This window comes from Acidovorax sp. GW821-FHT10A04 (assembly GCF_059415825.1).
Genome location: NZ_JBWKNZ010000002.1, coordinates 543,929 through 562,790 on the forward strand (window position 1 = coordinate 543,929; position 18,862 = coordinate 562,790).

Annotated in this window: 20 protein-coding genes; 16 read left to right on the forward strand and 4 right to left on the reverse strand. The window is 70.5% G+C overall.

Annotation, left to right across the window (positions count from 1 at the left end; translation table 11 throughout):
• From AC07PF_RS06905 to AC07PF_RS06945, 9 genes are all read left to right on the forward strand, one after another.
• The gene (locus AC07PF_RS06905) at positions 1 to 1,638 is read left to right on the forward strand and encodes a PepSY-associated TM helix domain-containing protein (protein ID WP_494611301.1); all 1,638 of its coding nucleotides are present in this window, start codon (positions 1 to 3) and stop codon (positions 1,636 to 1,638) included.
• A gap of 29 nt (positions 1,639 to 1,667) precedes the next feature.
• Complete coding sequence (locus AC07PF_RS06910) at positions 1,668 to 2,318, forward strand: nickel uptake transporter family protein (protein WP_494611302.1); 651 nt, start codon at positions 1,668 to 1,670, stop codon at positions 2,316 to 2,318.
• A 6-nt stretch (positions 2,319 to 2,324) separates the two neighbouring features.
• Entirely contained in the window at positions 2,325 to 2,636 is a 312-nt protein-coding gene (locus tag AC07PF_RS06915) for a DUF3649 domain-containing protein (RefSeq protein ID WP_494611303.1), read from the forward strand.
• Positions 2,633 to 2,989 carry a DUF3325 domain-containing protein gene (locus AC07PF_RS06920; protein WP_494611304.1) on the forward strand — a complete coding sequence of 119 codons (357 nt, stop codon included), beginning with the start codon at positions 2,633 to 2,635 and terminating at the stop codon, positions 2,987 to 2,989. Before AC07PF_RS06915 ends, AC07PF_RS06920 begins: the two co-directional genes overlap by 4 nt.
• A gap of 156 nt (positions 2,990 to 3,145) precedes the next feature.
• Positions 3,146 to 3,805, forward strand: coding sequence for a hypothetical protein (locus tag AC07PF_RS06925; protein WP_494611305.1), 660 nt, complete (start codon positions 3,146 to 3,148; stop codon positions 3,803 to 3,805).
• Entirely contained in the window at positions 3,805 to 5,061 is a 1,257-nt protein-coding gene (locus AC07PF_RS06930; RefSeq protein ID WP_494611306.1) for an efflux RND transporter periplasmic adaptor subunit, read from the forward strand. Before AC07PF_RS06925 ends, AC07PF_RS06930 begins: the two co-directional genes overlap by 1 nt.
• Positions 5,058 to 7,040 (forward strand): MacB family efflux pump subunit, encoded by a 1,983-nt coding sequence (locus AC07PF_RS06935; protein ID WP_494611307.1) that lies wholly within the window; start codon positions 5,058 to 5,060, stop codon positions 7,038 to 7,040. Before AC07PF_RS06930 ends, AC07PF_RS06935 begins: the two co-directional genes overlap by 4 nt.
• A 26-nt stretch (positions 7,041 to 7,066) precedes the next feature.
• Positions 7,067 to 8,479: an efflux transporter outer membrane subunit gene (locus AC07PF_RS06940; protein ID WP_007856718.1), complete on the forward strand. Its 1,413-nt coding sequence runs from the start codon at positions 7,067 to 7,069 to the stop codon at positions 8,477 to 8,479.
• Positions 8,476 to 8,949, forward strand: a complete 474-nt coding sequence (locus tag AC07PF_RS06945) for a Fur family transcriptional regulator (protein ID WP_494611308.1) — start codon at positions 8,476 to 8,478, stop codon at positions 8,947 to 8,949. Before AC07PF_RS06940 ends, AC07PF_RS06945 begins: the two co-directional genes overlap by 4 nt.
• A 53-nt stretch (positions 8,950 to 9,002) precedes the next feature.
• Here AC07PF_RS06945 and AC07PF_RS06950 read toward each other — a convergent pair whose 3' ends face one another.
• Positions 9,003 to 10,013 carry a LacI family DNA-binding transcriptional regulator gene (locus AC07PF_RS06950; RefSeq protein ID WP_494611309.1) on the reverse strand — a complete coding sequence of 337 codons (1,011 nt, stop codon included), beginning with the start codon at positions 10,011 to 10,013 and terminating at the stop codon, positions 9,003 to 9,005.
• 291 nt (positions 10,014 to 10,304) lie between these two features.
• On the opposite strand from AC07PF_RS06950, the gene AC07PF_RS06955 reads away from it, so the two are divergent.
• The 4 genes from AC07PF_RS06955 to AC07PF_RS06970 all read left to right on the forward strand — a co-directional run bounded on the left by AC07PF_RS06955 (position 10,305) and on the right by AC07PF_RS06970 (position 13,865).
• Complete coding sequence (locus AC07PF_RS06955; RefSeq protein ID WP_494611310.1) at positions 10,305 to 11,312, forward strand: sugar ABC transporter substrate-binding protein; 1,008 nt, start codon at positions 10,305 to 10,307, stop codon at positions 11,310 to 11,312.
• A 154-nt stretch (positions 11,313 to 11,466) separates the two neighbouring features.
• Positions 11,467 to 12,417 (forward strand): ABC transporter permease, encoded by a 951-nt coding sequence (locus AC07PF_RS06960; protein ID WP_494603410.1) that lies wholly within the window; start codon positions 11,467 to 11,469, stop codon positions 12,415 to 12,417.
• The gene (locus AC07PF_RS06965; protein ID WP_494611311.1) at positions 12,417 to 13,208 is read left to right on the forward strand and encodes an ATP-binding cassette domain-containing protein; all 792 of its coding nucleotides are present in this window, start codon (positions 12,417 to 12,419) and stop codon (positions 13,206 to 13,208) included. The genes AC07PF_RS06960 and AC07PF_RS06965 overlap by 1 nt, the downstream gene beginning before the upstream one ends.
• A 15-nt stretch (positions 13,209 to 13,223) precedes the next feature.
• Positions 13,224 to 13,865, forward strand: a complete 642-nt coding sequence (locus AC07PF_RS06970) for a nucleoside/nucleotide kinase family protein (RefSeq protein ID WP_494611312.1) — start codon at positions 13,224 to 13,226, stop codon at positions 13,863 to 13,865.
• A gap of 127 nt (positions 13,866 to 13,992) precedes the next feature.
• Here AC07PF_RS06970 and AC07PF_RS06975 read toward each other — a convergent pair whose 3' ends face one another.
• Positions 13,993 to 14,913 (reverse strand): LysR substrate-binding domain-containing protein, encoded by a 921-nt coding sequence (locus AC07PF_RS06975; RefSeq protein ID WP_494611313.1) that lies wholly within the window; start codon positions 14,911 to 14,913, stop codon positions 13,993 to 13,995.
• A gap of 140 nt (positions 14,914 to 15,053) precedes the next feature.
• Here AC07PF_RS06975 and AC07PF_RS06980 point away from each other — a divergent pair, with 140 nt between their 5' ends.
• Together AC07PF_RS06980 and AC07PF_RS06985 are read left to right on the forward strand one after the other, a co-directional pair.
• The gene (locus AC07PF_RS06980; protein WP_007856728.1) at positions 15,054 to 15,461 is read left to right on the forward strand and encodes a tautomerase family protein; all 408 of its coding nucleotides are present in this window, start codon (positions 15,054 to 15,056) and stop codon (positions 15,459 to 15,461) included.
• Positions 15,462 to 15,476: 15 nt separating this feature from the next.
• Positions 15,477 to 15,914 carry a hypothetical protein gene (locus tag AC07PF_RS06985; RefSeq protein WP_494603402.1) on the forward strand — a complete coding sequence of 146 codons (438 nt, stop codon included), beginning with the start codon at positions 15,477 to 15,479 and terminating at the stop codon, positions 15,912 to 15,914.
• A 31-nt stretch (positions 15,915 to 15,945) separates the two neighbouring features.
• Here AC07PF_RS06985 and AC07PF_RS06990 read toward each other — a convergent pair whose 3' ends face one another.
• Entirely contained in the window at positions 15,946 to 16,539 is a 594-nt protein-coding gene (locus AC07PF_RS06990) for a DUF4124 domain-containing protein (RefSeq protein ID WP_494603400.1), read from the reverse strand.
• Positions 16,540 to 16,646: 107 nt separating this feature from the next.
• On the reverse strand, positions 16,647 to 17,486 hold the full coding sequence (locus AC07PF_RS06995) for an AraC family transcriptional regulator (protein ID WP_494611314.1): 840 nt from the start codon (positions 17,484 to 17,486) through the stop codon (positions 16,647 to 16,649).
• A gap of 100 nt (positions 17,487 to 17,586) precedes the next feature.
• On the opposite strand from AC07PF_RS06995, the gene AC07PF_RS07000 reads away from it, so the two are divergent.
• Positions 17,587 to 18,837: an MFS transporter gene (locus AC07PF_RS07000; protein WP_494611315.1), complete on the forward strand. Its 1,251-nt coding sequence runs from the start codon at positions 17,587 to 17,589 to the stop codon at positions 18,835 to 18,837.
• Positions 18,838 to 18,862 lie beyond the last annotated feature (25 nt).

An 18,862-nucleotide genomic window follows, 5' to 3' on the forward strand; every position in this document is an offset into this window, starting at 1 on the left:
ATGAAAGAAGGTTTCCGCCAGTGCATGGCCTGGCTGCACACCTGGACCGGGCTGGTCGTGGGCTGGGTGCTGTTCTTCGTGTTCGTGACGGGCACGGCCGGCTACTTCGCCTACGAGATCGACCGCTGGATGCGACCTGAATTGCCGCTGGCCGGTGACGCCATGCCGGTGGCGCCCGACAAGGCCGTGGCGCTGGCGCAGGCCTACCTGCAGACCCATGCACAGGGCGCGCAGGACTGGTCGGTGCAATTGCCCGGGCAGCGCGGCAGCAGCAGCCTGTCCGTCACCTGGCGCCAGCTGCCCGCGGCCGATGCCAAGCCCGGTACGCGTGGGCGCTTCGTGCGCAAGACACTGGACCCGGTGACGGGCGAGGCCGCGGCCGAGCCGGCCGTGCGCAAGACCGGCGGCGGCCACCTGCTGTACCGCATGCACTACATGCTGCACTACGTGCCCTACGACGTCGCGATCCGCCTCGTGGGCGTGTGCACCATGCTGATGCTCATGGCCATCGTCACCGGGGTCATCACGCACAAGAAGATCTTTGCCGACTTCTTCACCTTCCGGCCGGGCAAGGGCCAGCGCTCGTGGCTCGATGCGCACAACCTCATCAGCGTGACGGCGCTGCCGTTCTTCCTGATGATCACCTACAGCGGGCTGGTGTTCTTTTTGTTCCAGTACATGCCGGCTGGGATCCAGGCCAGCCACTATGCCGGGAACACGCAGGCTTTCTATGACGACCTGCTGCAGCGCCCCGCATCCGGTGCGGCTGCGGGCGGAGCGGGGGCGCCTCTCGTCGCCCTCGCTCCGCTGGTCGCCCAGGCCGAGGCGCAGTGGGGCGCGGGCCAGGTAGCCCGTGTCAGCGTGCAGCAGCCCCAGGCCGCCGACGCCGACGTGCAGGTCGTGCGCGTGGCAGGCAGCCGCATCGCGGGCAGCGAGCGGCTGCGCTTTGACGCACACACCGGTGCCCCGCTCGACCCCCGGGCCGACGACGGTGCCGCGCGCGAGACGCAGAACGTGATGCTGGCGCTGCACGAAGGCCGCTTTGCCGGGCCGCTGCTGCGCTGGCTGTACTTCGCCAGCGGCCTGCTCGGCTGCGCCATGATCGCCACCGGCCTGGTGCTGTGGACCGCCAAGCGCAAGCTGAAGCAGGACAAGCGCGCCAAGGCCGGCGAGAAGCCCGAGTTCGGCTTTCGCCTGGTGGAGTGCCTGAACATCGGCACCATCGCCGGCCTGCCCGTGGCCGTGGCGGCCTACTTCTGGGCCAACCGGCTGATCCCGGCCGACTTCGCCACCCGGCGCGACTGGGAGGTGCACGCGATGTTCATCACCTGGGGCCTGCTGCTGCTGTACCCGGCATTCCGTGCGCCGCTGCGCGCCTGGATCGAATCGCTGTGGCTGGCGGCTGCCGCCTTCGCGTTGCTGCCCGTGCTCAATGCCCTGACGACCGAGCGCCACCTGGGCGTGAGCCTGCCGACCGGCGACTGGGTGCTGGCCGGGTTCGACCTGACCCTGCTGGCGCTGGGCGCCTGCTTCGCCGTGGCGGCCCACCGGGTGCGCCGCAGGCAGCTGCGTGCCGCCACGGCCGCGCGCGCGCCGGCCACCCAGGCGCCCCTCATGGCCGCCAATGCGGCCGGCTGACCACCACCGATTTTTTCCAAGGAGTCTTCATGTTCAAGAAAACGCTGCTCACCGTGGCCCTGTCCACCCTCGCACTGTCCGCCAGCGCCCACCAGCTCTGGCTGGAGCGCGATGCCACCGGCCCGGTGCGCGTCTACGTGGGCGATGCCGACAGCGCCCACGACAAGGGCGAGGAAGTGGCCAAGCTGGCCGCCACCACCCAGGTCTTCACCAGCGACCGCAAGCAGACCGCCAAGCTCACCCCCAAGGAAGAATTCCTGGAGGCCGACGTGGCCGCGACGGGCGACGTGCGCCTGTTCAACGACCAGGTCTGGAAGCCCTGGAAGGCCAAGGACGGCAGCTACCAGGCCGCCGTGTTCAACGCGCGTGCCGGCCGCACCGACACCAAGGCCGTGCTCGACCACGAGCTGGTGCCCGTGGCCGCCGGTGGCAACAGCTTCACGCTGCTGTTCAAGGGCCAGCCCCTGGCGAACAAGGCGGTCACCGTGATCACGCCCGACAAGTGGAGCAAGGGCTTCAAGACCGACGCCGCCGGCCGCATCGACGTGCCCGTGAGCGGCAAGGGCCGCTACGTGCTGGTCAGCACGCACGAGGCGCCGGCGGTGGGCGAGGTGGTGATCGCCGGCCAGAAGGTCGCCAAGCTCGGCTACACGACCACGCTGACCTTCGTCGCGCAGTAAACCGGCATGGCAGTACACCCCGGCTCTCCTGCGCGCTACCGCCTCATGGTGGCCAGCCGTGCCATCGCGGGCGCCCTCGGCGGCTATGCACTGGCCTCGCTGGTCACGGCCGTGCTGTCGCTGGCCCTGCCGCTGATCGCCGGGGCGTCGCCTGCCAGCGCGCTGCTCACGGCCACCATGCTCAGCTTCGCGGTGTATGCGCTGGCGGTGGTCTGGGTGTTCAGCGCGCGCAGCGCCCTGCGCGCCTGGGCGGGCCTGGCCATCGCCTCGGCCGTGTTCGGCGCGGCGCTGCTGGCACTGCAGGGGGTGGGCGCATGACGGCCCTCTGCGCCTCGGCCGTGGCGCTGGCCCTCAGCTATGCGGGCATGGCCGGGCTCAGCCTGGCGATGGACCGCCACTACGAACAGGTCTGCGGCCAGGGCACGGTTCCGCCCCGGCGCCGGCGGGTGCTGCGTGCCGCGGGCAGCGCGCTGCTGGCACTGGCGCTGCTGGCCTGTACCGGCGCCTGGGGCGCCACGGTGGGCTTTGCCGCCTGGTGGGGCTTTCTCACCGCGGGCGGTGTGCTGGTGGCCTGGCTCATGGCCTACCGGCCGCGCCAGGCTGCGGCCGGTGCCGGGATGGCCCTGGTGCTGGGCCTGGCCGGCGGAATCGCCGCGCTCGCCTGGGACTGAACCGCCCTCCAGGGCCATGCGGGCCCTGGCTTTTTCACGCCGGACCGAAAAAAGCGGGCTTGGCATTGCCCGTTTTTCGATCTCGTTGGTCATAGACAGCAAGAGCCCTCCAAAAAAGGCCGGCCCGCTGTCTTCCTGTCTCATCCACTACACGCCATGCTGTCTTCTTCGTTCCCTGTTCCTTCCCGATCCAACAGCCTGCGCGGCACCGCCCTGGCCGTGCTGGCCACCACGGCCGCCGCCTGCATGGCGCCCGCGGCCCATGCGGACTACCTGTGGCTGCAGCGCGAAGGCGCACAGGCCCGCGCCTACACCGGCGAGGTGGAGCGCCGCAGTGCCGCGCTGCCGGCCCTGAAGGCGCCGCGTGCCACCCTGGCCGACGGCAAGGACCTGCCGCTGGCGCCGCAGGCCGGCCACATCGACGTCACCGCCCCCGAGGGCCAGGACCTGCGCCTGACCACCAGCGTGGTGGGCGACAAGGGCGCGCTGACCTTCTACCAGGCGCGCCATGGCCGTGCCGAGACCCGCGCCGCCAACGACCTGGAGCTGGTGCCCACCACCCCCGGCGGCAACACCTTCAAGCTGGTGTGGAAAGGCCAGACCGTGGCGGCCTCGCAGGTCAACGTGGACACCAGCGCGGGCTGGCGCCGCACTTTGGCACCGGCCAAGGACGGCACGGTGAGCCTGGAGACCCCGTTCCCGGGCCTGTACGTGCTGGAGGTGACGGCGCGCGTGAACGGCGCCGCCACGCTGGACGGCAAGCGCTACGAGGACGTGCGCCACACGGCCACGCTGAGCTTCGAGGTGGCACGCTGATGGCGCCGATTCCTCCTTCTTCGTCTTCTTCGCCTTCTTCCGCGCGCTGGGGCCGCTGGCTCGGGTCTGTCGCCCTGGTGGCCGTGGCCGGTGCGCTGGCGGTGGCCTGGTGGAGCCGCCCCACCCCGGTGGTGTACGACACCGCGCCCGTCGCGCTCGGCGACATCGAGGCCACGGTGAGCGCCATCGGCACGCTGCAGCCGCGCCGGTATGTGGACGTGGGGGCCCAGGTCTCGGGCCAGATCAACCGCCTGCATGTGCAGCCCGGCGCCGAGGTCAAGAAGGGCCAGTTGCTCGTGGAGATCGACCCCAGCGTGCAGCAGGCCACGGTGGACGGCGGCCGTGCCGCACTGGCCGGCCTGCGCGCCCAGCAGGCCGAGCAGCAGGCCCAGCACCGCCTGGCGCAGCAGCAGCTGGCGCGCCAGCAGCAGATGGAGCGCGAGGGCGCCACGCGCCTGGAAGACCTGCAGACGGCCGAGGCCGCACTGGCCTCCACCGCCGCGCGCATCGAGCACCTCAAGGCCCAGATCGACCAGACGCAGGCCAGCCTCAAGGCCGACGAGGCGCGCCTGGGCTACACGCGCATCTACGCGCCCATGGCCGGCACCGTGGTGGCATTGGAGGCACGCGAGGGCCAGACCCTGAACGCCACCTACCAGACCCCGAACATCCTGCGCATCGCCGACCTCTCGGCCATGACGGTCTGGACCGACGTGTCCGAGGCCGACATCCGCCGCGTGCGGGTCGGCATGCCGGTGTACTTCACCACGCTGGGCAACCAGGCCGACACGGCCGCGCGGCGTTGGCAGAGCAGTGTGCGCCAGGTGCTGCCGGCACCGCCCACGCCCGAGGGCAAGGCCGCCGGCGGCGGTGCCAACGCGCAGGCGGCAGCAAGCAAGGCGGTGTCGTACACCGTGCTGTTCGACGTGGACAACGCCGACGGCGAGCTCATGCCGCAGATGACGGCGCAGGCCAGCTTCGTCACCGCCCAGGCCCGCGGCGTGATCACCGTACCGATCTCTGCCCTGAAGGACGCGCCGGGTGCCGCGGCCAAGGACGCCGCCAAGGCCGTGCCAGGGCTGCGCCAGCATACGGCGCGGGTGCTGCTGGCCGATGGCAGCGTGCAGTCGCGCACCGTGGAGGTGGCCGTGAAAAGCCGCCACCGCGTCGAGGTGCGCAGCGGCCTGGCGGTGGGCGAGCAACTGATCACCGGTGAGCGGGCGGCGCAGGCCGGCACCAGGAGGTTCAAGCTGTGACTGTGGGTGCCTCCCACCCACCGGTGATCGAACTCACCGACGTGCGCCGGCGCTACGGCGGCGGCGACCAGCCCGAGGTGGAGGTGCTGCGCGGCGTGTCGCTGTCCATCCACGCGGGCGAGTTCGTGGCCATCGTCGGGGCCTCGGGCTCGGGCAAGTCCACCCTCATGAACCTGCTCGGCTGCCTGGACCGGCCCACGAGCGGGCGCTACCGCTTCAACGGCGAGGACGTGGCCGGCTTCGGTGCCGACCAGCTCGCCTGGCTGCGGCGCGAGGCCTTCGGCTTCGTGTTCCAGGGCTACCACCTGATCGCGGCAGAATCGGCGCGCGAGAACGTCGAGGTGCCGGCCATCTACGCCGGCCTGTCGCGCCAGGACCGGGCCGCGCGTGCGTCCGCGCTGCTCACGCGCCTGGGCCTGGCCGACAAGCTGGAGAACCGGCCCAGCCAGCTCTCGGGCGGGCAGCAGCAGCGCGTGTCGATCGCGCGCGCGCTGATGAACGGCGGGCGCATCATCCTCGCCGACGAGCCCACCGGTGCGCTCGACACCACCAGCGGCACCGAGGTCATGGCGCTGCTGCACGAGCTGGCCGACGCGGGCCACACCATCGTGCTCATCACCCATGACCGCGAGGTGGCCGCCCAGGCGCGCCGCGTGATCGAGATCCGCGACGGCCAGATCGTGGCCGACAGCGGGCGCCAGGAGGCCACGGGGCAGGAGCGGCAGGCGCAGTTGGCGGCCGTGCCATCGGTCCGTGCCGCAGGGGAGGGGAGTGGGGCGCGGCGCGCCCTGTGGGCCGAGCTGGCCGAAGCCGCGCGCAGCGCCTGGCGCGGCATGCGCATGAACCGGGCGCGCACCGGGCTCACCCTGCTGGGCATCGTCATCGGCGTGGCCTCGGTCATCGTGATGATGGGTGTGGGCGAGGGCGCCAAGCAGCGCGTGGTCGACCAGATGGGGTCCATGGGCACGACCATCATGTACCTGGGCGGCGCCTACGTGGGCAGCGGCGGGCCACCGGGCGAGATCACCGAAGGCGACCTGGAGGCGATTGCCGCGCTGCCCGAGATCGGCTACGTGATGCCGGTGATCGGCGACCCGACGCCCGTGCGCCAGGGCAACGTGGAGCGCCAGGTCTATGTCTTCGCCGCGAGCGAGGACATGCCCGCCGTGCACCACTGGAAGGTGGCCCAGGGCCGCTACTACACCGAGGCCGAGGACCGCGACCTGGCCGCGCTGGTGGTGCTGGGCCACAAGGCGCACCAGCAGTTCTTCCCGGACACGCCGAACCCGCTGGGCCGCGTCCTGCTGATCGGCAATGCACCGTTCGAGGTGATCGGCGTGATGGCCGAGCGCGGCGCCGACTCGGGCGCGCAGAACTACGACGACATGGTCTTCATCCCCTACCAGGCGGGCCGGGCGCGCGTGTACCGCGTGCAGACCCAGCCCGACTACACGGTGATCTCGGCCGCCTCGGTCGAGCAGGTGACCGCGGCCGAGAAGGCCATGCACGCCCTGCTGCTGGCACGCCATGGGCGCGAGGACTTCCGCATCGGCAATGCCGCTGCCAAGCTGCAGGCCGAGGCGCAGACGCGCAACGCCATGACCATGATGCTCGGCCTGATCGCGGCCGTGTCGCTGGTGGTGGGCGGCATCGGCGTGATGAACGTGATGCTGATGACGGTGCGCGAGCGCACGCGCGAGATCGGCATCCGCATCGCCACCGGCGCGCGCCAGCGCGACATCCTGCGCCAGTTCCTCACCGAGGCGGTGCTGGTCACGCTGGTGGGCGGGCTGGCGGGCCTGTCCATCGGCCTGGCCGTGGGGGCGGTGCTCATCGCCTCGGGCGTGCCGGTCATCTTCTCGCTCACGGCCATGGGCGGCGCCTTCGCCTGCTCGGTGGCCACGGGCCTGGTCTTCGGCTACATGCCGGCGCGCCGCGCATCGGGGCTCGACCCCGTGGTGGCCCTGGCTTCGGAATGACATCGACCCCTTCTCTCCCACACGCCATGCGCCTTTCCCTGACCCTGCTGGCCACCGCACTGCTGTGTGCCTGCGCCACGACCCCGCCCCCGCAGGCGGCAACCACCCCCGCACTGCCTGCGCAGTGGGGCACCCCTGGCGCTGCCGGCGGCGGCGCAGGCAGCATTTCGCCCGACTGGTGGCGCAGCCTGGGCAGCGCAGAGCTCGATGGGCTGGTGCAGGCCGCCCAGGCCCAGAGCCTGGACGCCGCTGCCGCCGCCGCGCGCCTGCGCCAGGCCGAGGCGGCCGCCCGCCAGGCCGGCGCCGCACTGCTGCCTGCCGTGAGCGCCAGCGTGGATGCGGGCCGCCAGGCCCGCTTCTCGGGCGGCGGCAGCACCGATGGCACGGCGGCCAACCGCTATGCGGCCGGCTTTGCCGCCAGCTACGAGATCGACTTCTGGGGCCGCCAGCGCGCGGGCCACGATGCCGCGCTGGCGCGCCTGCAGGCCAGCGCGTTCGACCAGGGCACCGTGGGCCTCACGCTCACGGCTGCCGTGGCCGATGCCTGGCTGCGCCTGGTGGGCGGGCGCGAGCGCCTGGCGATTGCCGGCCTGAACCTGCAGGGTGCGGAGCGCGTGCTGGCGCTCGTCGATGCGCGCGCCCGCGCGGGTGCCGCCACGCCGCTGGAGCGGGCCCAGCAGCGCGGCCTGGTGGCCACCCAGCGCCAGGCCATCGAGGCGCTGCGCCAGCAGGTGCAGGGCCAGCACACGGCCCTGGCCGTGCTGTTGGGGCAGGCCACGCCGCCGCCGGTGCAGGCCGACACGTTGGCCGGGCTGCAGCCTCCTTCCATCGGCGCCGGCCTGCCGGCCGAGCTGCTGGTGCGCCGCCCCGACGTGGCGCGCGCCGAGGCGCAGCTGGCTGCTGCCCATGCCGATCTGCGGGCCGCCCGCGCCGCGCTGCTGCCGCGCATCACGCTGGGCGCCGGCCTGGGCGTGGGCGCCGACCGCCTGGGCCGCACCTTCGACCACCCGCTGTACAGCCTGGCAGCGGGGCTCACCGCCCCGATCTTCGACGGCGGGCGGCTGGCCGCGGGTGCCGACATCCAGGAGGCGCGGCGCGACGAGCTGCTGGCCCAGTATCGGGCGGCCATCGTCGCCGCCGTGGGCGATGCCGAGGTGGCCCTGCAGGCCGTGGCCGGCACCGATGCGCAGACCACCGCGCAGGCCCAGGTGCTGGAGCAGGCACAGCAGGCCCACGCGCTGGCGCAGGTGCGCTACCGTGCGGGGGCCGACACCCTGCTCACCCTGCTCGACGCGCAGCGCACGCTGTATGCCGCGCAGGACAACGCGGCCCTGCTGCGCCAGGCGCGGCTCATGGCCAGCGTGGCGCTGTACAAGGCGCTGGGCGGGGGCTGGCAGCCCACGGGCGTGGTGGCGGGCGTGGGCATGGGACGCCCGTGAGCGACTGCCCGACCCTGCTGCAGCGCCTGCGCGATGCGGGCCTGCGGCCGACCACGGCGCGCATCGGCATCCTGCAGGTCATCCAGGCCGCCGGGGCCTGCGGCGTGGCCGCCGACGACGTGTTCCGCCAGATGCTGCTGCGCGGCACGCGCGTGAGCGTGAGCACGGTGTACCGCGCCATCCACCAGCTGGAGTTCCTGGGCGTGCTGCTGCAGGGCCGCAGCGACCACAGCCTGCGCACCACCTACCGCCTGAGCCCGGTGGCGCAGCAGCCGGTGGAGGTGCGCATGGCCTGCCGGGGCTGTGCGCGCTCGGTGGCCCTGCCGGGCGCCCAGCTGCGCAGCGAGGTGGAGCGCCGCGCCGCCGAGCAGGGCATGCAGCCTGCCATGGGTGAACTGGTCTTCCAGGTCGATTGCCTGGCGCCGCAGACCTGCCGCGCGGGTGCATCGGTCGGGAGGCTGGCCAGCTGAATGCCAACCCGCCGGGCCTGGATCTGCCATGGCCCAACGGGGCTTCGCCGGCGTCACCTGGATCCGGGCACCCCTGCGGAATCGCGCAGTCGCAGCGTGGGCGCGAGCCGCACGGTCTGGCGGCGCGCGCCGGGGTCCGCAATGCGCCGGGCCAACAGGCGGACAGCCCGGGTGCCGAGCTCCTCCACCGGCTGCGCCATGACCGTCAGGCGCGGAGAAAAGACGTCGGCCCAGTCGAAGTCGTCAAAGCCAACCAGCGAGATGTCGTCGGGAACGCGCAGCCCCGCTGAGCGCAAGGCCTGCATGGCGCCAATCGTCATCAGGTTGTTGCCGGTCATCAAGGCGGTGGGGCGCTCGTCCAGTGACAGCAGGTGGTGGACTGCCGCGCAGGCCGGCTCGGACCGCGACTCGCCGCTTCGGACCAGGGCCGGGTCAAAAGCGATGCCTGCCGCCGCCAGGGCGCGGCAGTAACCTTCGAGCCGTTCCGTCGTCGTGGACAGCCCCTCTGCCCCCGACACCAATGCAATGCGCCGGTGGCCCAATCCGATCAGGTGCTCCACCAGGGTCTGGGCTGCGTCGCGGCTCTCCACGCCGATCTGGTCGAACGTGGTCCCCACGAACCGGTCCACCAGGACCGTGGGCACACCCTTGTCGCGCAGGTAGTCCAGCGCACGGTGCTGCGGCTCGGCGGAGGGCGCAATCACGATGCCGTCGACACGCCTTTCATGCAAGGCCTGCACCACCTTCAACTCGTAGTCCGCATTTTCGTGGGTGTCGGCCAGCAACATCATCAGGCCCCGCTGTGCGCACTCTGCCTCGATGGCACGCACCACGGCGGCAAAGTAGTGGTTCGACAGCACCGAAATGGCGACACCGACCGTCCTGGTCGGCGCACCTGCCAGGGCACGCGCCAGGTGATTCGGCGAGTAGCCGACCCGGTCGATGGCGTCCAGCACGGCCCGCTCGGTATCGGGGTGGACCTTGCGCGTCTTGTTGATGACGTGCGAGACCGTTGAAGTCGATACCCCTGCAGCCGCCGCGACGGTTTCCATCGTAATCATCATTTCTCCGTTGAGCTCCAACTTCCATGGCCCGTATTGCCAGCCTGTGCCGTGGGACGCAAGGGGTGGTGGACAGGCATGGGGATTCTTCATCGTATCGCACCCATCCCGGGAATTTATGCACGGAAGTGCCCGGTGTCCTGGTCACCGGAGGCCCCCCGATGCTATGGATTTCCCTAATTAGCAAGCGCTTGCGCAAGCGCTTGCGCGTTACGATAATCGCACACGGCATGTGTCCAGGCAAGGGCTTGCGCATGGCTGCATTTGGACCCGACCACACCCTGGAGACATCCGATGAACTTGAAGCACGCCACCCTGATCGCAACCCTGCTGTCCGCCTGCGGTACGGCGATGGCCGATACGCCGGTCATCGGGCTGATCACCAAGACCGAGACCAACCCCTTCTTCGTGAAGATGAAGGAGGGTGCCGCCGAGGTCGCCAAGGCCAAGGGGGCCAAGCTGCTGAGCGGCGCCGGCAAGGCCGATGGCGACAACGCCGGCCAGATCACCGCGATGGAGAACATGATCGGCGCGGGTGCCAAGACCATATTGATCACGCCCAACGACTCCAAGGCCATCCTTCCCGCGATCAAGAAGGCGCGCGACAAGGGGGTGATGGTGATCGCGCTGGACAGCCCGACCGATCCTGCCGACGGCACCGACGCACTCTTCGCCACCGACAACTACAAGGCCGGCGTGCTGATTGGCCAGTACGCCAAGGCCGCCCTGGCCGCCAGTGCGCAGGGCAAGCCGGTGAAGATCGCAACGCTCGATCTTCTGCCTGGCCATCCGGTCGGTGCGCAGCGGCACAACGGCTTCCTGCAGGGCTTCGGCCTGGCCAGCCATGACGCGAAGAACAACGAGCTGGCCAGGCCTGCAGAGGTGGTGTGCATGGCCGACAGCTTTGGTGACCGCAGCAAGGCCCAGACAGCGATGGAGAACTGCCTGCAGAAGAACCCCGACATCAACCTGGTCTACACCATCAACGAGCCGGCAGCCGCCGGCGCGTTCAATGCGCTGCAGAAGGCCGGCAAGGAAAAGGGCGTGATGATCGTCTCCGTGGACGGTGGCTGTGACGGCATCCGGGACGTGGCGGCCGGCAAGATCGCCGCCACCTCGCAGCAGTACCCCCTGAAAATGGCGGCCATGGGGGTGGAGGCTGGCATCGAGTACGCCAAGAGCGGCAAGAAGGTCAGCGGCTACACCGACACCGGCGTGACCCTGATTGCCGGCAAGGCCATTGCGGGCGTCGACAGCAAGGACGTGAAGACCGGCACCGACCTGTGCTGGGGCAAGAAGTAGCCCTTCGCGCACCAGGCGGCTGCGCGGGGCCGGGTGGTCCCGCTGCGCTGCCTGGCATGCTGTGGCACGGCCGCGCCGGTGGTCGCTGCTGCCGCGTTCGGGTTGAGGGCTGCCGTGTGCCTGCCTTCAGCCCTCTCTCCGGAGGACCATCCCGTTGAAAGACAAACTGCCCCCCCTCGGCCAGCTCGGGCCCTTCATCGCGTTGCTGATTGCCTGCAGCATCTTCGGCGCCACCACCGACCGTTTCCTCAGTGCCGACAACTTTTCGCTGATCCTGCAGCAGGTCATGGTCGTCGGCGTCATTGCCATAGGCCAGACCCTGATCATCCTGACCGCCGGCATCGACCTGTCGTGCGGCATGATCATGGCGCTGGGCAGCATCGTGATGACCAAGGTGGCCGCCGACTTCGGGCTGCCGCCGTTTCTCGCGGTGCTGGCCGGCATCGCCGTGACGACCCTGTTCGCCCTGCTCAACGGCTTGCTGGTCACGCGCCTGAAGCTGCCGCCGTTCATCGTCACACTGGGCGTCTTCAACATCGCCTTTGCGATCACGCAGCTGTATTCGGGGGCGCAGACGGTCACCGAGGTGCCTGGGGCCATGACCTGGCTGGGCAGTACCTTCGCCATCGGCGGCACCAACATTGCGTACGGCACGGTGTTGATGGTGCTGCTGTACCTGGGCGTATGGTTCTGGCTGCGCGAGACGGCCTCGGGCCGGCATGTCTACGCGGTGGGCAACAACCCGGAGGCGACGCGGCTGGTCGGCATTCCGCCCGAGCGCATCATCCTGGGCGTGTATGCCCTGTCCGGGGTGTTCTATGGCATCGCCTCGCTGCTGGCCGTGGCCCGCACCGGCGTGGGCGATCCGAACGCCGGGCAGACCGAGGCGCTGGATGCGATCACCGCCGTCGTGCTGGGCGGCACCAGCCTGTTCGGCGGCCGCGGCGTGGTGCTCGGTTCGCTGATCGGGGCCGTGGTGGTGGGGGTGCTGCGCAATGGCCTGACGCTGATGGGCGTGTCATCGGTGTACCAGATGCTGATCACCGGCATCCTCGTGATCCTGGCGGTCACGGTCGATCAACTGTCGCGCAAAGGAGGCCGCTGATGGCTGCGCAATCCCCCGTCGTGATGCGGGCCACGGGCCTGGTCAAGCGCTACGGCCAGGTCACGGCACTCGATGGCGCCGACTTCGAGCTGCGCGCCGGCGAAATCCTCGCCCTGATCGGCGACAACGGTGCTGGCAAATCCTCTTTGATCAAGTGCCTGTCGGGCGCGACCATCCCCGATGCCGGCGTGATCGAGCTCGACGGCAAGCCGGTGCAGTTCAAGGGCCCGGTCGATGCGCGCCGCGAAGGCATCGAAACCGTGTACCAGGACCTGGCCGTTGCTCCCGCGATGACCATCGCCGAGAACCTGTTTTTGGGCCGCGAGCTGCGCCGCAAGGGTTTCCTGGGCAATGTGCTGCGCATGCTCGACAAGAAGCGGATGCTCGAAGAAAGCATTGCGCGCATGAACGACCTGAAGGTCGGCATCCGCTCGATGACGCAGGCGGTCGAAACCCTGTCCGGCGGGCAGCGGCAATGCGTGGCCGTGGCGCGCGCAGCGGCATTTGCCGAGCATGTGGTGATCCTCGACGAGCCGACGGCGGCGCTGGGCGTCAAGGAAGGCAACATGGTGCTGGAGCTGATCCGCCGCGTGCGCGACAGGGGCCTGGCGGTGGTGCTGATCTCGCACAACATGCCCCATGTTTTCGAGATCGCCGACCGCATCCACGTCGCGCGCCTGGGCAGGCGCGGTGCCGTGCTCGACCCGAAGGCGGTGACCATGAGCGACACGGTCTCGGTCATGACCGGTGCCTTGCCTGCGGAAAAGATCCCGGCCGAATGGCGGGCCTGAAGAATCCATGAACGCATGACGACGTCCCCCCTTCCTTCTGTCCCGCCTTGCCACCTGGCGCGTGTGCATCAGCTCCTCCAGGACGGCCAACGCAAGCTGCTCGGGCTGGTCGGGCCCCCAGGCGCCGGCAAATCCCTGCTGGCCCTGACCTTGCAGCAGGCTTTCGCCGATGTCTCGCAGGTGGTTCCCATGGATGGCTACCACCTGGCCCATGTGGAACTTGAGCGGCTGGGCCGCGCGGATCGCAAAGGCGCTCCCGACACCTTCGACAGCGCAGGCTATGCCGCCATGCTGCGGCGCCTGCGGGCGCAACGGCCCGGCGAAACCGTCTATGCACCGGAGTTCCGGCGCGAGATCGAAGAGCCGGTAGCAGGCGCCATCGCCGTGGAGCCCCAGACCCGGCTCGTCATCACCGAAGGCAACTACCTGCTGCTCGACAGCGGCCATTGGGCGGGCGTGCCCGGGCTGCTGGACGAGGTCTGGTACGTCGATGTAGACGACGGCCTGCGTACCAGCCGCCTGACCCGGCGCCACGAAGAGTACGGCCGCAGCCGCGAGGATGCGCTGGCGTGGGTCAGCCGTACCGATGAGCCCAACGCGCGCCTGATCGAGACCACCAGGCCCCGCGCCCACAGGCTGTTCCGCTGGGATGACTGATACGGATTCGCCTTCAACCGTCTAACGTCGTTGGTTCGCCTTGCCGTGCTACAGCACTGTCTGCGGCTTCCCGCCTAGTTATACGGTCGAATGCAAATCCGTATGACGCCTGGACCCGGCGTCGCCCTCAAGCCTGCATGGTGAGGGGCGGGGCCATCGCGCGCGCCTGTGCCACCAGCCAGGCGCAGAACACATCGAGGCGCGGGTGCGCCGCCCCCGTGCGCCGCAGCGCCAGGTAGTCGTAGCCCGACGCGGCGAAGCCCAGCGGCGCCAGCAGCCGGCCGGCCTGCACGTCGTCCATCACCAGGTGCCAGGGGGCCACGGCGATGCCCAGGCCGCGCACCGCGGCCTCCAGCGTGAAGTAATAGTGCTCGTACACCGGGCCCGTGGCGGTGGCCGCGGCGGGCAGGCCTGTGCCTGCCGATGCGGCCCACATGGCCCAGGCATTGCGCCGCGTGCGCGTGTGCAGCAGGGGCTGGCCGGCCAGGTCGGCAGGCGTGCGCAGCATGCTGGCGCTGCGTGCGGCCAGCGCGGGGGCCAGCACCGGCCCCAGGCGCTCGGCGAACAGGGGCAGGGTGGTGGCGCCATCGCGGGGTGTGCCAGCGTCCTCGGCGGTGATCAGCAGGTCGCAGCCTTCGCGCGCGGCGTCGGTGCCCGTGTCGGTGGTGCGCAGCCGCACCTCGATGCCCGGGTGCTGCGCATGGAAGTCGAACAGCCGCGGGATCAGCCACTTGATCGTGAAGGTGCTGAAGCAGGCCACGTCCAGGGGGCCGTGGTGGGCATCGCCCAGAGCGCGCACCGTGTCCTCGATCTGCTGGAAGGCCGTGGTCAGCACCGGCTGCAGCGTGCGCGCCGCCGCCGTCAGGGTGGGGCGTGCCTTGCTGCCGTCGAACAGCGGCAGGCCCAGGTGGTCTTCGAGCTGGCGCACCTGGCGGCTGATGGCGCCGGGCGATACCGAGAGCTCGTCGGCCGCAGCCGTCATGCGGCCCAGGCGGGCAGCGGCTTCGAAGGCGCGCAGGGCAGCGAGCGGGGGCAGGCGGTGTTTCATGGCTATGTGATCAAAATGCACATAGGTCCGGAGCTTAAATCGCTTTTCCGCGAAGGCATCGGCCGCAAAAATTGGGGCTCTTCCGGCGCGGGACGCCATCGCGCGCCGGGTTCATCTTTGATTGTCAGGAACATACCAGCATGCCCTTCATCCACACCCATGTGCCCGAAGCCACCCCTGCCGCAACGCGCGAAGCCGTCGTGCAGGCCATCCACCAGGCCTTGGTCGAGGGCATTGGCATGCCCGAGGACGAGCTGTTCAACATGGTCACCGGCTATGCGCCAGGGCAGTTCGCCTTCAGCCGCAGCTTCAACGGCGTGGCGCGGTCGGACGCCGTGGTCGTCGTCGAGATCACCCTGCGCCGCGGGCGCAGCGATGCGATGAAGCGCGCGCTGTATGCTGCGATCGCGCACAAGCTGCAGGCCATGGCGCACGTGGCCCCGGCCGACGTGTTCATCTTCATGCACGAGAACGACTATTCGGACTGGTCCGTGGGCCACGGGCGCTTTGCCATGGCGCTGGTGCAGCAGGTGGGCGCGCCGGGGTGAACACAAAGGGATTTTTTGAACAAGACAAACTACCGCTGGCTGGTCGTCGCTTCCGTGGTGCTTCCCGTACTGGCCGAGGTTGCCGAGCGGTTCCTGCTGCCTGAACTGGTGCCGCGGGGCCTGAGAGATGCTTTCCAGAGCTACCTGGAGGAAGACCAGGAGCCGGCCATCACGCTGGCGCTGGTGTCGGGGATGGTGACGGCCGTGGTCGCCACGCTGGCCAGCATCTATGGCCTGCTGCGGTTTCGCCCCTGGGCGCCCGGCTTCGCGCTGTGGTCGGGCCTGGCGATGTGTGTCCTGCTGGTGTTCGGTGGGCCCACGGTGCTGTCGGGCCTGGCGAATGGATTCTTGGCGCTGGGGAGTGCCCTATGGGGCGCGGTGATCGCCGTGCCGTACTGTGCGCCGGACATCCGGGCGGCCTTCTGGCCCGGGGGACAGGCTGCCCAGCGATAGACAGGCCGTGGCGCTGGCCAGTGCGCCGAACTTACTTCTTGCTCAGCTCCCGGAGCTCTTTCTCCAGGGCGTCCACGTTGGCCTGCAGCTCGCGCGAACGCAGTTCGCAGGCCGCGGCTGCGGCCTGCATTTCGGACGCGATGGCCTGCTCGGACGTCGCCACGGCGGTGCCGGTGCGGGCCTGGGTGCGGCGGGCGGCCCGGTCGCGCTGATCGGCCGCGCAGCGCTGCTGGTGGGCCTGCAGCGCGCCGCGCGCTTCGCGGACCAGGCGCTGCTCCAGGTCGGTCTTGCGGCGCCAGGTCTCGCCAAAGGCGCCTTCCTTGCGGGCGGCTGGTGGCGTGGCGGCAGCCGGTGCGGCAGGGGTGGATGCGGCACCCGCTGCGGGCGCCGCGGCCGATGCACCCGAGGCCGGTGTGGCGGCAGCTGGCGCGGCCGCGGCAGGCGCCGCGGTACCGATGCCGCTGCTCGACAGCCGCACCTCGACCTTCTCGCCCTTGCCGCTGCCCGCGCAAGGCGCGTCCTGGAAGGACACCTTGCCGTCCGCACCCGTGCACTTGTTGATGGCCCACGCCGGGGCGGCCAGGGCCAGGCAGGCGGCCGTGCCAAGGAACCACTGTCGAATCATGCTTTCCCTCTCCCCTGAAACCTTGTGTTGCGGCTTCCCAGTATCGCTGCATCGCGCGGGCAGGAAACCCCCTGTCGTCCAGGCGGTTGCCGAAAGCGCACTGGCGGTCACGCGGAAGGCGGCCCATAGGCATCGTTCCTGCCGATGAACCAGCTCGGCGGCTGGCCCATGGCCGCCTTGAACATGGCCGAGAACGCGCTTTCGCTCGCGTAGCCGCTGGCGGTGGCCACCTGGCCTACCGATTCACCGCGTGCCAGGCGGGGCAGGGCATGGGCCAGCACCGCCTGCCTGCGCCATTGCGCAAAGCCCATGCCGAACTGTGCGTGGAACAGCCGGGCCAGGGTGCGTTCGCTGGCGCCGCTGTCGGTGGCCCAGTCCTGCAGCGTGGCATGGCGGCCGGGCGCGTCCAGCACGGCCTGGCACAGGGCGCGCAGGCGCTTGTCGCTGTCCGTACCGGGCAGCGGCACGCCCAGGGCCAGGCGTTCGGCCTGGCCGATCTCGTCGAGCACCAGCGCGGTCAGGGCGGCTTCGCGCGCGGGGCCGGGTGGCGTGCCGCCGACGGGGTCCAGCGCGGACACCAGCTCGCGCAGCAGTGGCGTCACGGCCATCACGCGGCAGACGGCGCCGTCTGCGGGCACCACGCCGGGGTCGATGTAGAGCGTGCGAAAGGCCGCCGCCTCCAGCACGGCGATGGCATGCAGCGCGCCGGGCGCGATCCACACCGCGCGCGAGGGCGGCACGATGTAGGCCGTGGGCGTGACCGGGGCCACCACGCTGACCTGGATCACGCCGCTGGCGCAGTAGGCCAGCTGCCCCCAGGCATGGCGGTGCGGCTCGAAGTGCGTGTCGGCCGGCATGTTGCGCGCGCGCACCCGCACCGGGTGTGCGGGGTTGGGGGCAAAGGGGTCCATGTCCCCGAGCGGGGCGACCTGGCTGGTGCGTGCCATGGGATGGGGGTGCCGTGTGGGTACGCTGTTGGCGCAAATTCGCCGAAGACTGTCTTTCCGTCGCATTCCAGAAATCCAGGCGCAATACTACGATGCCGCCATGACCTCTGCAAACCCCGCCGCCAGCCCCGCCGCTGCCGTGCCCCTGCGCGCCGACGCCGGGGTGATCGGCCTCGTGGGCATCGCCCACCTCATCAGCCACTACAGCCAGCTGCTGCTGGCGCCGCTGTTCCCGTGGCTCAAGGAAGCCTTCCAGGTCGGCTACACCGAGCTGGGCTTCCTCATGACCATCTTCTTCGTGGTCTCGTGCGCCGTGCAGGCGGGCTCGGGCTTCGTGGTCGACCGCTTCGGGCCGCGCCCCATCCTGTTCGGCGGCCTGGCGCTGCTGGGCCTGGCGGCGTTCGGCTTTGCGGCCAGCACCAGCTACGGCATGCTGGCGGCGTTCTCGGTGCTTGCGGGCATCGGCAACGGCGTGTTCCACCCCGTGGACTACACGCTGCTGAACCGGCGCGTGAGCGCGCCGCGCCTGGGCCATGCCTACAGCGTGCACGGCATCACCGGCAGCCTGGGCTGGGCGCTGGCGCCGGCCATGCTGGTGCCGCTGGCGATCGCGTTCTCGTGGCGCGTGGCGCTGGTGTGTGCCGGTGTGCTGGCGTTTGCGGTGCTGCTGCTGCTGCTGTTCAACCGCCGGGTGCTGGAACTGCCGCCCGTACCTGCTGCGGCCACGGCTAAGGGCAGTGCGGCCGGGCAGCAGGGCAACTTTGCCTTTTTGCGCATCCCGGCCGTGTGGATGTGCTTCGCGTTCTTCTTCTTCTATGCCGTGTCGCTCAACGTGGTGCAGGCCTTCGCCCCAGAGGCCGCGCGCCAGTTGCACGCCGTGCCCGTGGCGCTGGCGGCCATGTGCCTCACGGTCTACATGGTGGCCAGTGCGGGCGGCATGGTGCTGGGTGGCTTTCTTGCGGCCGACCCGAGCCGCTGCGAGCGCATCGTGGGCGTGGGCTTCGGCCTGGCGGCGTGCGTGGCGGTGGCCTTGGCCCTGGCGCACCCGCCCGGCGCCCTGGTGCCCGTGATGTTCGGCGTGATGGGCTTTTGCGCCGGCATCGCCGGCCCCTCGCGCGACCTGCTGGTCAAGCGCTCCACGCCCGAGGGCTCCACGGGCCGCGTCTACGGCATCGTCTACTCGGGCCTGGACATCGGCCAGGCGCTGTCGCCGCTGCTGTTCGGCGTACTGCTCGACCAGGGCCGCTTCACGGCCGTGCTGCTCGGCCTGGCCGTGGTGCAGGGCGTGCTCATCGCCAGTGCCTTCAATGTGCGCCGCGTGCGGCGCACGGTGGCGCCAGTCCCCGCCTGATTGACGCAGAACGTGCCGGGCAGCG